Genomic DNA, 14,973 nt, shown 5'->3' with positions numbered 1-14,973 from the left:
ATCGCTTTATAATAATGGGTATAGTGTTTTTTGAAGGAGGAGTAATCATGAATTCGAATATTGAGACGTTGGCGACGGTTCGAATCGAGCCGACGGCAGACGTCTACAAAATCGTCGACTTGTTGAATCGTACGTTGAAGAGCCAAGATTTAATGTTCGGTCTTGCTTTAGAGAAAAAAGTGAATGATCCGAAGAAAGAAGAGATGGTGTTCACCATCTATCGGACGGAATGACACGGAAGACAAAAGTAGTGATTGCGTTCATGACGGCACTCATCGGTGTCGTCATCGTATTTAGTGGCATTTATTGGTTCACGGTCGGCCACACCGAGCGGACGAAAGAGAAAATGATCGAGGAAGCGCGCGAGCGACTCGTCGACGAGCAACCGTCCGTCTCGATTGAACGGGCCGAACTGTTTAACGGGACAGAACCGTATGTCGTCTTCGAGGAGACGGATCGGGTCCAGTTCGTGCCGGTCGACGACAAGTTGCCAATCGAGACACGGGACATCGCAACGGTCGATTCAGAACAAATCTGTGCCGACTCGGTCGCAGAGACCGGCGGTACGCTCGTCAGCTGTAAATATGGCTTCGATGAACGGGCATTGATCGAAGTCGTGACAAAAGCGGGCACGTCTTACACGTACTCGTACTATACGCTCCAAGCGGGCGAATTCATTCGACGGGTCCAATTGACGGACTCGCCTTGACGAAACTAGAGGGGGATCTCAATGGAACATCTATTGGCACAACGTGTAAAGCAGTTGACACCTTCAACGACACTCGCCATCACGGCGAAAGCGAAAGCGTTAAAAGCGTCGGGTCAAGACGTGATCGGGCTAGGGGCCGGTGAGCCGGACTTCAATACGCCTGAACGCATCATCGAGGCAGCCTGTCAGGCTGCACGCGATGGCGACACGAAGTATACCCCATCTGGCGGGACGGTCGCACTCAAAGACGCGATCATCGAAAAGACGAAACGCGACAGCAACTTAACGTTCACACGTCCAGAGGTCATGGTTGCTTCCGGTGCGAAACACGCCCTCTATGCGCTGTTCCAAGCGATTTTAGATGAAGGGGACGAGGTCATCATTCCGGTACCATATTGGGTCAGTTATCCGGAGCAAGTGAAGCTGGCTGACGGGGTTCCGGTCTACGTCGACACGAACGAGACGACGATGTTCAAATTGACGCCGGAGCTGCTCGAGGCGGCCATCACGGATCGGACGAAGGCGGTCATCTTGAACAGCCCATCGAACCCGACCGGCATGATTTATACAGAATCTGAACTCTCGGCGCTTGCGGACGTCGTCAAACGGCACGATCTGCTCGTCGTCAGTGACGAGATTTATGAGAAACTCGTTTACGGTGAGGCGGAGTTCGTCTCCATCGCGACGCTTCCTGACATGCGGGAACGGACGATTATCATCAACGGTGTCTCGAAGTCGCATGCGATGACGGGATGGCGCATCGGCTATGCAGTCGGTGACAAGACGATCATCGAGGCGATGACGAACCTCGCGTCGCACTCGACATCGAACCCGACGTCGATCGCGCAAGCTGCGGCGGTCGAAGCCTACAATGGGCCACAAGATGACGTCGAGATGATGCGTGTCTCGTTTGCTGAACGACTCGAGATCGTCTATGAACGACTCATTGCGATTCCAGGAATCACATGCTTGAAGCCGCAAGGCGCATTTTACTTATATGCCAACGCCAAAGAAGCGGCCACGATGAGCGGTTACGACTCGGTCGATGCGTGGTGCGAGGCCGTCCTCGGTGAGGCGTACGTCGCGCTCGTCCCGGGTTCAGGTTTTGGTCAGGACGACTACGTCCGCTTGTCATATGCAACAGAATTAAAACGAGTACTAGAAGCGCTCGATCGAGTGGAAGACTTCATTACACGTAACGCTCGATAAGCGAAAGGATGGATATGAACATGACAACTATTTCAATCAGCCAATTTAAAGACTATGAAGGCCAGACGGTCCGGGTCGGAGCTTGGATCGCCAACAAACGTTCGAGCGGAAAGATCGCGTTCCTTCAACTTCGTGACGGGAGCGGCTTCGCCCAAGCGGTCGTCGTCAAAGCCGATGTGGCCGAAGAATTGTTTGCCCTCGCCAAAGGCGTGACACAAGAAACATCGGTCTGGGTGACCGGTACCGTCAAATCGGACGGTGGTCGCACGCCGCTCGGGTTCGAACTCGAGGTGACAGATATGGAAGTGATCGCGGAATCGGTCGACTATCCGATCACACCGAAAGAGCACGGGACAGAGTTCTTGATGGACAACCGTCACCTTTGGCTCCGCTCGCGTCGTCAGCACGCGATCATGAAAGTCCGTAACGAATTGATCCGGGCGACGTACGAGTTCTACAACCAAGAAGGATTCGTGAAGATCGACCCACCGATCATCACGTCGAGCGCACCGGAAGGCACGACGGAATTGTTCGAGACAGATTATTTCGGACAGCCGGCCTACTTGTCGCAAACGGGCCAACTTTATATGGAAGCCGCAGCGATGGCACTCGGGAAAGTATTCTCGTTCGGACCGACGTTCCGGGCCGAAAAATCGAAGACGCGCCGTCACTTGATCGAATTCTGGATGATCGAGCCAGAGATGGCGTTCTTCGACCACGACATGAGCCTCGAGCTCCAAGAGCGTTACGTCTCATACATCGCCAAGTCGGCACTTGAGAACTGCCGTAACGAATTGGAACTGCTCGGACGTGACTTGTCAAAACTTGAAAAAGTTCAAGCACCGTTCCCGCGCGTCCGTTATACGGATGCGATCAAGTTCTTGAAAGAGGAAGGCTTCGACGACATCGAGTACGGTGACGATTTCGGTGCACCGCACGAGACGGCCATCGCCAACGCGCATGACCTCCCGGTGTTCATCACCCATTGGCCGAAAGACATCAAACCGTTCTACATGAAAGTCGACCCGGAGAACCCGGAACTCGTCCTTTGTGCCGATTTGATCGCGCCGGAAGGTTACGGCGAAATCATCGGCGGCTCGCAGCGTGAAGACGACTACGACCGCTTGAAAGAAGAAATCATCAAAGAAGGTCTTGATGAGACGGACGCGTACGACTGGTATCTCGAACTCCGTAAATACGGGTCGGTCCCGCATTCTGGCTTCGGCCTCGGCCTTGAGCGGACGGTTGCTTGGATTAGCGGTATCGAGCATATCCGCGAAGCGATCCCGTTCCCACGTCTCTTGAACCGCATTCACCCATAATCGCCGATCGGGGATGACTTTGTCTTCCCCGATTGATTTGTCTAGAAAGGATGTGCGACATGGATGCACATAATATAATCAAGCTGTTCGAACAAAATCCAGTCGTCGTTCCGAGGAAACTGTTCACCGAGGCACGTCGCCTCAACTTGACGCCGGTCGAGTTCAATCTCGTCATCCATCTGCTTGAAATGATCGGGGAAGGCATCGAGATGCCGCTCCCGAGTGAGCTCGGGGACCGGATGAACGTGGCCGAGAGCGAGGCCCGCGCCGTGTTGCTCGGCCTGCTCCAAAAAGAGTTGATCGCCATCGACGCGTCGGCCGAGGTCGAACGATACAGTCTGCTTCCATTGTTCTTGGCGCTCGAGGAAGGGGCGGCACCTGAAAAATCGGCCCATTCGTTGAATGAGAACATCATTCATACGTTTGAGCGCGAGTTCGGGACAATCACTCCATTTGAGATCGAGCAGATTGTCGGCTGGTTGACCGAGGACGGCTTCAGCGAAGAGCTGATCATGGCCGCGCTTCGGGAAGCGAAACTACGCAACGTACGGAACTTCAAATATATGGACAAGATCCTCCGGGTGTGGCAAGACCATAACGTCGAGTCGCTCGAGGACCTCGTCGATTATCAACGGAGGAAAAAGTGATGTTGACGAGAGCCCAATTGAACGAAGTGTCGGACGAGATGCGCCGTATGTTCCCGGACGCCCACTGTGAGTTGACGCACCGCAACCCGTTCGAGCTGGTCGTGGCCGTGGCGTTATCGGCGCAGGCGACGGATGCACTCGTCAACAAAGTGACGCCTGGTCTGTTCGAGGCCTATCCGACCGTCGAATCGATGGCCGCGGCAGACGTCGCCGACATCGAGGCGTTAATCAAGCGCATCGGTCTCTATCGGAACAAGGCGAAAAACGTGAAGGCGCTGTCGATGCAAATCGTGGAACGTCATAACGGAATCGTCCCGTCGGACCGCGAATCGCTCGAGGCATTGCCTGGCGTCGGACGGAAGACGGCGAACGTCGTCTTGTCCGTCGCGTTTCATGAACCGGCGTTCGCCGTCGACACACACGTCGAGCGCGTCTCGAAACGGCTCGGAATCTGTCGTTGGAAAGACAACGTCCGTCAAGTCGAGGACACGCTCATGAAGAAGTTCCCACGCGAAGAATGGTCTCAGCTCCATCATCAGTTCATCTTTTTCGGACGTTACCATTGTAAAGCGCAACGTCCTGCCTGCGAGACGTGCCCGCTGTTGCACATGTGCCGCGAAGGCAAGAAACGAATGAAGTCCAAGCAAGCGACCGGACAATGAACAAGCGTCTTCCTGATCTCATGATCGGGAAGACGCTTTTTATACGTAGGGGGGTATTTTTTGGTATACTCAATCCAGTTAGCAATCGGCAAGGAGGATGTATATGGGTGAAACCCGGATTGGAATAAAAGAAAATCAAATGAACTTTATCTTACTCGTCGTGACGAACTTTTTCGTCGGGTCGATGGTCGGCCTCGAACGGACGATCTTGCCCATCATCGGAGAAGAGGACTTCGGTCTCGTCTCGACGAGTGCGGCGCTATCGTTCATCATCAGCTTTGGGTTCTCGAAGGCTGTCGTCAATTACTTCGCAGGAGCCATCGCCGATCGATTCGGGCGCAAGAAAGTGCTCGTCTTCGGCTGGGGGATCGGGGTATTCGTCCCCGTGCTCGTCATGTTGGCCCCGGCCTGGTGGATGATCATCGTGGCGAACGTCTTGCTTGGGATTAACCAAGGACTGACGTGGTCGATGACGGTCAATATGAAGATTGATTTGGCTAAACCGACGGAGCGTGGGCTCGCGGTCGGACTGAATGAATTCGCCGGTTATGTCGGTGTCGCCGTGATGGCCGCCGTCTCTGGGATGATTGCCGTCACGTACGGCAGTCGGCCGGAACCGTTTTATATCGGTGTCCTCGTCGCATTCATCGGTCTCGGGTTATCATTGTTCGTCCGTGATACGACGAATCAGGTACAGCTCCAACCGACGAGCGGGTCTGAGAAAACACGTTCTGCGAGAGACGTATTTATGACGACGACTTGGAAAGATCGCTCGCTCTCGAGTCTGACGGTGGCCGGTCTGTCGACCAATCTGAAAGACGGCATGGCATGGGGCTTGTTCCCGATTTATTTCGCCGCACAAGGGCTCAGTCTAGCTGAAGTCGGATTAATCGTGGCAGTCTATCCGGCGGCGTGGGGCTTCTTCCAACTGTTCACCGGGGTATGGAGCGATCGCATCGGACGCAAAGGATTGATTGTCGCCGGGATGTGGGTCCAGGCCGGTTCGCTTTGGGCGATTCTCGTCATGTCCGACTATTGGCAATGGGTGCTCGCCGCGGTCATGCTCGGCATCGGGACGGCAATGGTCTATCCGACGCTCCAAGCCTCGATCAGTGACGTCGCCGAGCCATATTGGCGCGCCTCAGCAATGGGCGTCTATCGGTTTTGGCGCGACAGCGGCTATGCGTTCGGAGCCATCTTTGCCGGGGTGTTGACCGACATATTGTCCATCGATTGGGCCATCGGGCTTGTGGCCGTCCTACCGTTCCTGGCCGGACTCAATGCGCTCGGTCGTTTGCGGGAGACACTTCCAGGTTTGCGTTAATCAAAAAACTGCCTTGCCGAAGCTTCGGCAAGGCAGTTTTTTAATGGTTCCACGGATGGTCGCTCCATTCGCGGCGTTTTTTCGTGATGGGTACTTTTTTGAATCCCCAGTTACGGAAATCTTGGTCAGGACTTTCTTTACGAATGTAAATCTTGTCCTTGATGGCTTTGAAGATCCGATTCTCATCCCCATAATGGACGAACCGTGGTTTCACTTCGATGACGCCGCGACGTACACGCGAGAGCGGGAGGCAGACGAGGTCAGCGATTTCAAGCCCAGACTGATAGATTGTGTTCTGTTTCTCCGAGAAGATGAAACCTTTAATCTTTTGTCGGCTCTTCTCGACGTCGAGATGGACCGTCCCTGAATTGAAGATATCGAAGAATGCTTTTTGGATGAGCAAGTTTTGATAGTCGTCTCGCGACTCCAAGACGACACGGGCGCTGACCGCTTCTGTCTCTTCTAAGAATGCATAAAACGATTTCATCAAGTGGGCGAAGGCGACGACGTACGGGTCTTTCGGCGTTGAATAGAAGTCGTGAAGCTTTTGTTTATCGACCTCGACGCTGATGATCGTACAGTTGATATCGCGTAGGAAGTCCGGCAACTTGTTCCAAAAGTCACGAAGCATATCGATCGTGATGCCATCCTCTTTCCCATACGGATGCTCGGCCTTTAAAATCTCTTTTAAATGGAGCGGGATATTCTCCGTCTTGAACACGTCGCGTTTGAAGGCATGTAACCGGCGCTTCAACTCGCACGGCATCCCGGCCTCGTCGGCATCGATCGCATATTTGTATTCCATCAATACGCCGGTGAGGTTGAACTGGGTATTTCCTTTTGGCGTGCCCGTCTCATCGACGAACATGACATACTTCTTTTGTGTTTCCATCTTACTCCTCCAACCATGGCTCAACTGTTTATCCAAGCGAGCCTGCTAATTGTTTTCCAACCTTGGTTTACATTGCTTATTGCGCACTTTTTCAAACTTACGTCAATCTGCGTTTAATCTGTCTTGATTATGGCTAATAAGTAGAAGACTTATTTCAGAAAAATAAATAGCTCTTCCGTAACAAGGTCGTGTCAATTTGACTACACAATGAACTACCTACTAGTTTAACATACGTGAGTTTGGTACGATATGGATTGCGGAAAATCCACACAGGAGTCGAGCGACAGAACTCGACAATCAGACTTCAGACGGAAGGAACGGCTGGACCAACCTGTTAAACTAGAGACTAGGGGTGACGACATTGTTCCATTATCCGAACGGGAAAAAGCCGAAACCTGCGGCAACGCCGGTCCGCTCTAATCCGCAGACGTATGCGAATCGAGGCATGAACCTTGAGACGCTGCTGAACGACACAAATGAGTTTTACCGACTTCATGGACGAGCGGTCATCCATAAGAAGCCGACACCGCTGCAAATCGTGAAAGTCGATTACCCGAAACGGAGCGCGGCGAAAGTGACCGAGGCGTATTTCAAGCAAGCGTCGACGACCGATTATAACGGGGTGTATCGCGGGAAGTACATCGATTTCGAGGCGAAAGAGACAAACAATAAGACGTCATTTCCACTCGGAAACTTCCACGACCACCAAATCAACCACATGCGTGAGTGCGAGCGGCATGGAGGGGTTTGTTTTGTCATCATTCGGTTTAGCCGCTATAATACGCAATATGTGTTATCAACGGAGCAATTATTAGTTTGGTGGGAACAGCGCGAATCGGGACGGAAGTCGATTCCGCTCTCCTATATCGAGCAAGAAGCAATTGAAGTTCCAACCCGGGCGATGCCCGCCGTCGATTATTTGACGGCGATTGAGGCGTGGCTCGATTGAAATAGAAGGAGTGAAGCGTGAATGGAACGAAGTCGGATGGCACGTCGACAAGATACGACGAGCAATAAACGTAAACCAGCGGCCAAAAAGCCGAAACAAAAAACGAAGAAGTCGAAGTTTCGACGCATTTTAACGATTTTAGGGATTTTATTCATTATCGGCGTCATCGCCGGCGCCGCATACACGGCGTATGCGATCGCGACGGCACCTCCGCTCGATGAAGAGAAGTTGGTCGATACGTATCCGATCCAACTATTATCAGCTGAAGGCGAACCGCTCGAAGGAAGTGGACAAATTCGGGAGTACGTCTCCATCGATGAAATTTCAGAAGTGATGCAACAAGCGGTCATCTCAATCGAGGACCGTCGCTTCTATGAACATAACGGGATCGACTTGCGCCGTATCGGCGGCGCCGTTGTCGCGAACTTGACGGACGGCTTCGGGGCCGAAGGTGGTTCGACAATCACGCAACAGCTCGTCAAACAATCGTTCTTGTCGACCGACAAGAAATTGAAGCGGAAGCTGCAAGAACAGTGGCTCGCCATCAAACTTGAGCGCGAGTACACGAAAGAACAGATTCTCGAGATGTACTTGAATAAGAACTATTACGGTACAGGCGGATATGGTGTCCAAACGGCATCGAAACGCTACTTCAATAAGCCGGTCTCAGAAGTGAATTACCAAGAGGCGGCCATTTTGGCGGGTCTCCCGCAACGTCCGAGTGCCTATGACCCAATCAACGGGGACCAGGAACTGACGCGTTATCGTCAAGAGCAAGTGCTCTCAGCGATGAAGCGTGACGGTCATATCACGGAAGAAGAATACAACCAGGCGCTCGACGTCGAGATTGCGGACGTCATCTCGCCAGGTGAAGAAACAGAAGAAGAGACGTACACGCGCTCCATTTACGCTCGCGTCCAAGCCGAGCTCGAGGAAGACTACGGTCTCGAGCAGGCCGACATTTACGGGACGGGCTTGAAAGTGTATACGTCAATCAATAAAGATTTGCATACGAAGTTCAATAACGACATTAAGAACGATAACGTCAACCTTCCAACAAGTGAGTTCCCAGAAGATCTTCGCATGGGCGCGACCGTGTTGAATACGAAGACGGGTGAAATCGTCGCCGTCATCGACAGTGAACAAGCGAAACAAGGCGATAAGAACTATCGCGACTATTCGCGCGAGAAACGCCAAATCGGGTCGACGGCGAAACCGTTCTTCGATTACGGTCCAGGGATCGAGAACGCACAGTGGTCGACTGGGAAAGTCTTGATTGATAAAGAGTTTGACGAAAGCGAAACTTTTAAACCAGGGAACTACTATCCAGGGTTCCGCGGTGCCAACACGATGCGTTACTATTTGACGGTTTCTGGTAACACTCCAGCCGTCCGTGCCTTCTATGAAGTACAGGAAGAGTTCGGTTCGGAGGCGATTGAGTCGTTCGTCGAGAACGTCGGCATCGAGCCGGCGCGTGCGGGTGACGAGATTCTGCCGGCAAACAGTCTTGGTGTAGCAGAAGCGAGCACGACACAAATGGCGGCTGCTTACGCTGCGCTCGGCACGAACGGCATGTATACGAAGCCGCACTTGATCCAAAAAATCGAGTTCAACGACGGCTCGACGATCAACTCGCCGATCAAAGCGAAGCAGGCGATGGAAGATTATACGGCTTACATGTTGACGGATATGCTTCGTGACGTCGTCAGCGGTTCGAACGGGACGTATGAACCAGGCGCGTTCCCGTACGACGTCGCCGGGAAGACCGGGACGACGAACGATGAAAAGGGCGAGGAGAATGATAAATGGTTTACCGGCTATACGACCGATTACTCAATTTCGGTATGGACGGCTCGTGCATCAAATGACATACCCGTATCGTTGTTTAAACCGAACTACGCCCAATATTACTTCGAGTATATGATGCAAGAAGTGACGAAAGCGACGGGTCAACCGGATCGCTTCCAGCAACCGGAATCGGTGCTCTCGCTCGGAAACGAGTTGTACGTCAAAGGAACGAAACCAAAAGACTTGCAGCCGGACAAACTCGCCGCGCCGACCGGCGCATCGATTGACTACGATGTGCCAGGCGAGACAGGTACGCTCTCGTGGTCATACGACAAGCAAGCAGTCGAAGCAGCTGGTTACCAAGGACTTTCGTTCACCGTGACGGAGACACGTCCGGACGGTAGCGAGCGTGTCGTCGGGACGACCGAAGACACGAGCATCGCCATCTCTGGCCTCGGTGAAGGGGAGACGACGTTCACGATTGTCGCCAACGCGACGAACGCGCTCGTCGGCGATCAACAGTCGAGCCCGCTCCAAACTTCCTACACGGTCGAACGGAGCGAGGAGCCTGCTGCCGAAGAGGAAGAAGAGCCAGCCACGGAAGAGACGCCTCCTGAAGAAGAAGGCGAGCAAACCGATGGTGAGAGCAACGAGAACAATGGCAATAACGAAAACAATGAGAATAACGGAAACGACAACAACACCGAAGACGAGAACACGGAAGAACCGACCGAAGAAGAACCGACAACCGATGAGACAGACGGGGAGTCGGATTCGGAGGGGGACGTCAGCCGTCAATCGACGTCAGACTCGGATGACCGTAACAACGGCAACGGGAATGGCAACGGGGGTCGTGACTAATCTGACTCACAGGAAACAGGGCGACATCAGCGCCCTGTTTTTCTGTTTCGTTTGCTATAATGAAAAGAAAGCGAATAGGATGGTGACACATGGTACAACTCTCATTGAAACGTAAGATGAAAGTATTGTTTGTGATCGACCGACTGCAAGAGGATGATTTAGGCATCCCGTTACATGGCGTCAATGGCTTGAAGATGGGCCGATTGCTCCTCGAGGAATCGATTCCGTTCGGACGCTTGATTGATGATCAAGCCGTGGCCGAGGCCAGTGGCCATCCCTATTTGAAACGGATCGGCGTTGAGACGATGTTTCTCGGCGACGAGTCATATTACCCTGAACTTCTGCGGGGCAAGCGCCAAGCGCTCGCGACGCATGAAGATTATCATAAAGCGGTGCAGCGTTACACGAAGCATTTACAAGCGGTCCACTCGAAGTGCACGAAGCTACATACCATCGTCTTGTTCGGACGGTCGACGCAACGGTTGTATGACGATGCGATCACGCGTCTCGAAGAAGAGAATGAGCATGTCGCCGATTCGTTCAAAGCGATGGACGTGCTCCGTTTGCCGGCCGTCCATCGGCTCGTACATGACGAACGGATCAGCCAAGTCAAGGCTGTCGTGGAACGTCTTGCACCTTCGAAATCGTAAAGAAGGTGAACTCTATGCGGAAAAAAAGTTCCGTGGAAGAAATGATTCAGACGCTCAAGACCGACCCGGGTTTCTCGGGCAACGTGACGCATTGGCACACGGTCGAGGCGAAGCCGGCCCGGTATTCGCCGATTCCATCGAGCGTCCCGCCAGATCTCGTCCGGGTGCTGCATGGCCGCGGAATCGAACAACTGTACACCCATCAGGCCGAAGCAATCGAGCAGACGTCTCGAGGCAACTCGACGGTCATCGTCACCCCCACTGCTTCCGGGAAGACGCTCTGTTACAATCTGCCGGTTTTATCGAAAATGATTGAACAACCGAATGCCCGGGCGCTCTACTTGTACCCGACGAAAGCGCTCGCCCAAGACCAAAACAGTGATTTGATGGAGATGGTCGAGGCGCTCGAAGGTGACCTCCGCTGTTTCACTTACGATGGGGACACGGCGCCAGCGGCTCGTACGAAAGTACGGGACGCCGGCAATATCGTCATCACGAATCCCGATATGCTTCACTCTGGAATCTTGCCGCATCATACGAAATGGATTCGCTTGTTCGAGAACTTGGAATATATCGTCGTCGACGAGTTGCACACGTACCGAGGGGTATTCGGTAGCCACGTCGCCAACGTGTTTCGTCGTTTGAAACGGATCTGTGCCTATTATGGGAGCCATCCGAAATGGATCATGACGTCAGCGACGATCGCCAACCCGGTCGAGCTGGCTGAACTGTTGACCGAAGAGGACGTCGTCCTTGTCGACAACAACGGGGCGCCTCAAGGGAAGAAACATTTGATTTTCTACAATCCGCCCGTCGTCAATGAGGCGCTCGGGCTTCGTCGGAGCGCTACGCTCGAGACGAAGCGGATCGCCTCAAAGCTCGTCGAAGCGGACATTCAGACGATCGTCTTCGCCCGCTCACGGGTACGGGTCGAGGTGTTGTTGACGTATTTACAAGAACTGACGCGGCGCGAGCTCGGACCAAAATCGATCGTTGGCTATCGGGGCGGCTACTTACCGTCGGAGCGTCGTGAAATCGAGCGTCGGCTCCGTAACGGTGAGATTAAAGCTGTCGTCTCGACGAATGCGCTTGAACTCGGCGTCGATATCGGCCAGTTGCAGGCGTGTGTCTTGAACGGCTATCCGGGCACGGTCGCCTCGATGTGGCAACAAGCGGGCCGGGCCGGGCGCCGTCATTCCGAGGCGCTCGTCATTTTTGTCGCCTCGTCGTCTTCGCTCGACCAACTCGTCGTCGAACAACCCGATTTGATTTTAGACCGGTCTCCGGAAGCGGCTCGTCTCGACCCGAACAATTTAATCATTCTCGTTGACCATATGAAATGTGCCGCCTTCGAACTGCCTTTCTCAAAAGGGGAACGATTCGGCACGGTCGAGACGGAAGAAATTCTCGATTTCTTGACGGACGCCCACATCTTGCATGAACGGGCCAATAAATATTATTGGATGACGGACGCATTCCCGGCTCACGACATCTCGCTGCGGACGAGTGACCAAGAGAACGTCGTCATCGTCGATCAAACCGCGAAGAACCAGGTCATCGGTGAGATGGATACGTTCAGCGCGATGACGTTGCTCCACGACGAAGCCATCTATTTACATGGGGCCGAACAATACCAAGTCGAACGACTCGACTTTGAAGAGAAGAAAGCTTATGTCCGACGTGTCGACGTCGATTACTATACGGACGCCAATTTGGCGGTCGAACTGAAAGTGTTGGAAGAGAACAAGACGACCGGCGTGAAGACGTTCGGAGAAGTATCGGTCATCGCGATGGCGACACTATTTAAGAAAATCAAGTTCGGGACGCACGAGAATATCGGTTCCGGACCGATTCATTTGCAGGAACGAGAACTGCACACGACGGCGACGTGGTTCACGCTCGACGAACGGTTCGCCTACTCGGAAGCCGACATGGAAGATCAGCTCGAAGCGGTCAGTGATCTCTTACGGCGGCTCGCCCCGCTCTATTTGATGTGTGACACGCTCGACTTGTTCACGACGATTCAAATGAAAGCGACCCATACGAACAAACCGACCGTCTATTTATACGACCGCTACCCAGGCGGCATCGGATTGAGCGAGGCACTTTATCGCGACGCCGATGAGGTCTTGGGTGCAGCCATCCGTACGGTCGAGGACTGTCCGTGTGAGAGCGGCTGTCCGCGGTGCGTCGGCATGATTGGGTACGGTGATTTCAAACAGCAGGTCGTCCAGCAGTTGCATGCATTGAAAGGATCGATATGAAAGCAAAACTATCACGACTCATCAAAACGAATGAACCGAAACAAACAGCCGTGACGCCGGACGACGTCGAACAAGCAAAATGGCGGGCCCGGGGTGGAGAAATCCTGACGTTCGAACAAGAGTGGTGTGTCCGCTTGAAGCAGATTTATCCGCTCGACGAGACGTACCACGACTTTACGTTCGGTTCCGCCAAAGCTTCACTCGCGACATCGACCCATCCCTTTTTCCAAGTCGATGTCCCGTCCGAGCAGGTGTTGTTCATGGATACCGAGACGACTGGGCTCCGCGGATCGGGGACCTCGATCTTTTTGATCGGATTCGCGCGTTTCCAAGGAGACCATCTCGAGATGATCCAATACGTGTTGCCTCATCCCGCGTTCGAGACAGCGTTTTATTATCACTTCTTGAACGACATCGGCGACGAGGTCCGTTTCGTGACGTATAACGGAAAATCGTTCGACTGGCCCCAAATCAAGACACGGCACACGTTCGTCCGCTCGAAAGTCAAAGCGTTACCGGCCGTCGGCCATGTTGATTTGTTGCATGCCTCACGGCGATTGCTGAAACCGACGCTCGAATCGGTATCGCTCAAGGCGGTCGAGGCCCATTTCGGTCACGCCCGGACGGACGACTTGCCCGGCTTCTTGGCCCCGATGCACTATTTCCAATATGTGAAGGACCGGGAACCGGATATTTTACAGCCGGTCATCGAACACCATCATGCCGATTGTCTAAGCCTCGTCTCGCTCTACAAACGGCTCTGTCATCTCGTCGAAGCCGACGAGACGCCATTTGGTGAAGAACGGGCGCACTGGTTGAACGACCTCGGCAACGCCGAGGCGGCGCTTCAAGAGTACGAGCGGCTCGAACAGCCGACGAAGCGGGCCTTGATGCGTCAAGCGCTCCTGTTAAAACGGACCGGTCAGATGGAGCAGGCGTTGCCGCTGTTCGAACAAGTCGGTACGGTCGAGGCGCTCGTCGAATTGGCGAAATACGCCGAACATCGCGAAAAAGACATCAATCGGGCCATCATCTATACCGAACAGGCCATCGCTTTGGCGGAACGGAAAGAGACGGTGCTTCGACAGACCGCTTTGACCGAGATGCGGGCGCTTCGGCACCGGATGAACCGGCTAGAAAGGAAGCAGTCATGAAAGTTGTCGCCATCACAGGATACCGGCCGCATGAGCTCGGCATCTTCAAAGCCGACCATCCCGGTATCGGCATCATCAAGGAAGCGTATGAGCGAAAAATTGTCGAAGCCATCGAGCTAGGAGCCGAATGGTTCATTTTTAGTGGCACGAACGGTTGTGAATTATGGGCTGGAGAAGTATTGTTAGAGTTAAGAGAAACTTATCCAATCAAAATCGCCGTATTTCCACCTTTTTTACAGATGGAAGAGAAGTATAAGCCGTACGAGCAAGAATTGTTCATTCGTTTGCAGCTCGAGGCCGACTTTTTTGAAGCACTGACCCAGCGTCCTTACGAGGACCCGAGCCAGTTGCGGGCAAAAACTGCCTTCTTTTTAGACAAAGCAGCAGGATTAATCACACTGTATGACGAAGAGACGGGAGGAAGCCCACGCTTTCTCGTCGAAGGGGCTAAACGAAAACACCAGATGGAGTTATTCTTGATCACACAGGAAGAATTACGCGTGATCGAAGAAGAAAAACAATGGGAACAACATTGGGAGTGA

General features: G+C 53.3%; 14 protein-coding genes. 13 read left to right on the top strand and 1 reads right to left on the bottom strand.

Annotated features, from left to right (window positions below):
• Positions 1 to 47 precede the first annotated feature (47 nt).
• From KNP06_RS13590 to KNP06_RS13560, 7 genes are all read left to right on the top strand, one after another.
• Positions 48 to 233 (top strand): YpmA family protein, encoded by a 186-nt coding sequence (locus KNP06_RS13590; protein WP_016509977.1) that lies wholly within the window; start codon positions 48 to 50, stop codon positions 231 to 233.
• A gap of 17 nt (positions 234 to 250) precedes the next feature.
• Positions 251 to 709, top strand: a complete 459-nt coding sequence (locus tag KNP06_RS13585; RefSeq protein ID WP_235420184.1) for a hypothetical protein — start codon at positions 251 to 253, stop codon at positions 707 to 709.
• A 21-nt stretch (positions 710 to 730) separates the two neighbouring features.
• Entirely contained in the window at positions 731 to 1,918 is a 1,188-nt protein-coding gene (locus KNP06_RS13580; RefSeq protein ID WP_034777347.1) for a pyridoxal phosphate-dependent aminotransferase, read from the top strand.
• A 20-nt stretch (positions 1,919 to 1,938) separates the two neighbouring features.
• Positions 1,939 to 3,240 carry an asparagine--tRNA ligase gene (gene asnS / locus KNP06_RS13575; protein ID WP_214707529.1) on the top strand — a complete coding sequence of 434 codons (1,302 nt, stop codon included), beginning with the start codon at positions 1,939 to 1,941 and terminating at the stop codon, positions 3,238 to 3,240.
• Positions 3,241 to 3,299: 59 nt separating this feature from the next.
• On the top strand, positions 3,300 to 3,887 hold the full coding sequence (locus tag KNP06_RS13570; protein WP_034777350.1) for a DnaD domain-containing protein: 588 nt from the start codon (positions 3,300 to 3,302) through the stop codon (positions 3,885 to 3,887).
• On the top strand, positions 3,887 to 4,549 hold the full coding sequence (nth, locus tag KNP06_RS13565; RefSeq protein WP_034777352.1) for an endonuclease III: 663 nt from the start codon (positions 3,887 to 3,889) through the stop codon (positions 4,547 to 4,549). The genes KNP06_RS13570 and nth overlap by 1 nt, the downstream gene beginning before the upstream one ends.
• 103 nt (positions 4,550 to 4,652) lie before the next feature.
• Positions 4,653 to 5,873, top strand: a complete 1,221-nt coding sequence (locus KNP06_RS13560) for an MFS transporter (protein ID WP_214789406.1) — start codon at positions 4,653 to 4,655, stop codon at positions 5,871 to 5,873.
• A 40-nt stretch (positions 5,874 to 5,913) separates the two neighbouring features.
• Here the strand turns inward: KNP06_RS13560 and KNP06_RS13555 are convergent, their stop codons facing one another.
• Complete coding sequence (locus tag KNP06_RS13555; RefSeq protein WP_034777355.1) at positions 5,914 to 6,765, bottom strand: DUF3800 domain-containing protein; 852 nt, start codon at positions 6,763 to 6,765, stop codon at positions 5,914 to 5,916.
• Positions 6,766 to 7,117: 352 nt separating this feature from the next.
• Between KNP06_RS13555 and recU the strand changes: the two genes are divergently transcribed.
• The 6 genes from recU to KNP06_RS13525 all read left to right on the top strand — a co-directional run bounded on the left by recU (position 7,118) and on the right by KNP06_RS13525 (position 14,973).
• Positions 7,118 to 7,714 carry a Holliday junction resolvase RecU gene (recU, locus tag KNP06_RS13550; RefSeq protein WP_084592793.1) on the top strand — a complete coding sequence of 199 codons (597 nt, stop codon included), beginning with the start codon at positions 7,118 to 7,120 and terminating at the stop codon, positions 7,712 to 7,714.
• Between the two features lie 21 nt (positions 7,715 to 7,735).
• Complete coding sequence (locus KNP06_RS13545; protein WP_214709985.1) at positions 7,736 to 10,363, top strand: transglycosylase domain-containing protein; 2,628 nt, start codon at positions 7,736 to 7,738, stop codon at positions 10,361 to 10,363.
• Between the two features lie 89 nt (positions 10,364 to 10,452).
• Positions 10,453 to 11,013: a hypothetical protein gene (locus tag KNP06_RS13540; protein ID WP_251129347.1), complete on the top strand. Its 561-nt coding sequence runs from the start codon at positions 10,453 to 10,455 to the stop codon at positions 11,011 to 11,013.
• Between the two features lie 14 nt (positions 11,014 to 11,027).
• Positions 11,028 to 13,277, top strand: a complete 2,250-nt coding sequence (locus KNP06_RS13535) for a DEAD/DEAH box helicase (RefSeq protein ID WP_214789404.1) — start codon at positions 11,028 to 11,030, stop codon at positions 13,275 to 13,277.
• Positions 13,274 to 14,431 carry a ribonuclease H-like domain-containing protein gene (locus tag KNP06_RS13530; RefSeq protein ID WP_214789402.1) on the top strand — a complete coding sequence of 386 codons (1,158 nt, stop codon included), beginning with the start codon at positions 13,274 to 13,276 and terminating at the stop codon, positions 14,429 to 14,431. The genes KNP06_RS13535 and KNP06_RS13530 overlap by 4 nt, the downstream gene beginning before the upstream one ends.
• Complete coding sequence (locus KNP06_RS13525) at positions 14,428 to 14,973, top strand: SLOG family protein (RefSeq protein WP_034777364.1); 546 nt, start codon at positions 14,428 to 14,430, stop codon at positions 14,971 to 14,973. Before KNP06_RS13530 ends, KNP06_RS13525 begins: the two co-directional genes overlap by 4 nt.

It is taken from the genome of Exiguobacterium sp. s21 (genome assembly GCF_018617975.1).
Lineage (GTDB): Bacteria > Bacillota > Bacilli > Exiguobacteriales > Exiguobacteriaceae > Exiguobacterium > Exiguobacterium mexicanum_A.
The sequence above is the reverse complement of the archived record's forward strand: the minus strand, read 5'-3'. Positions and strand labels throughout refer to the sequence as shown.

Excerpts from the sequence above, each read along its gene's own strand:
- KNP06_RS13590 (WP_016509977.1), top strand. The coding sequence starts at position 48 with ATGAATTCGAATATTGAGACGTTGGCGACGGTTCGAATCGAGCCGACG.
- KNP06_RS13580 (WP_034777347.1), top strand. The coding sequence starts at position 731 with ATGGAACATCTATTGGCACAACGTGTAAAGCAGTTGACACCTTCAACG.
- asnS (WP_214707529.1), top strand. The coding sequence starts at position 1,939 with ATGACAACTATTTCAATCAGCCAATTTAAAGACTATGAAGGCCAGACG.
- KNP06_RS13570 (WP_034777350.1), top strand. The coding sequence starts at position 3,300 with ATGGATGCACATAATATAATCAAGCTGTTCGAACAAAATCCAGTCGTC.
- nth (WP_034777352.1), top strand. The coding sequence starts at position 3,887 with ATGTTGACGAGAGCCCAATTGAACGAAGTGTCGGACGAGATGCGCCGT.
- KNP06_RS13560 (WP_214789406.1), top strand. The coding sequence starts at position 4,653 with ATGGGTGAAACCCGGATTGGAATAAAAGAAAATCAAATGAACTTTATC.
- KNP06_RS13555 (WP_034777355.1), bottom strand. The coding sequence starts at position 6,765 with ATGGAAACACAAAAGAAGTATGTCATGTTCGTCGATGAGACGGGCACG.
- KNP06_RS13545 (WP_214709985.1), top strand. The coding sequence starts at position 7,736 with ATGGAACGAAGTCGGATGGCACGTCGACAAGATACGACGAGCAATAAA.
- KNP06_RS13540 (WP_251129347.1), top strand. The coding sequence starts at position 10,453 with ATGGTACAACTCTCATTGAAACGTAAGATGAAAGTATTGTTTGTGATC.
- KNP06_RS13535 (WP_214789404.1), top strand. The coding sequence starts at position 11,028 with ATGCGGAAAAAAAGTTCCGTGGAAGAAATGATTCAGACGCTCAAGACC.
- KNP06_RS13530 (WP_214789402.1), top strand. The coding sequence starts at position 13,274 with ATGAAAGCAAAACTATCACGACTCATCAAAACGAATGAACCGAAACAA.
- KNP06_RS13525 (WP_034777364.1), top strand. The coding sequence starts at position 14,428 with ATGAAAGTTGTCGCCATCACAGGATACCGGCCGCATGAGCTCGGCATC.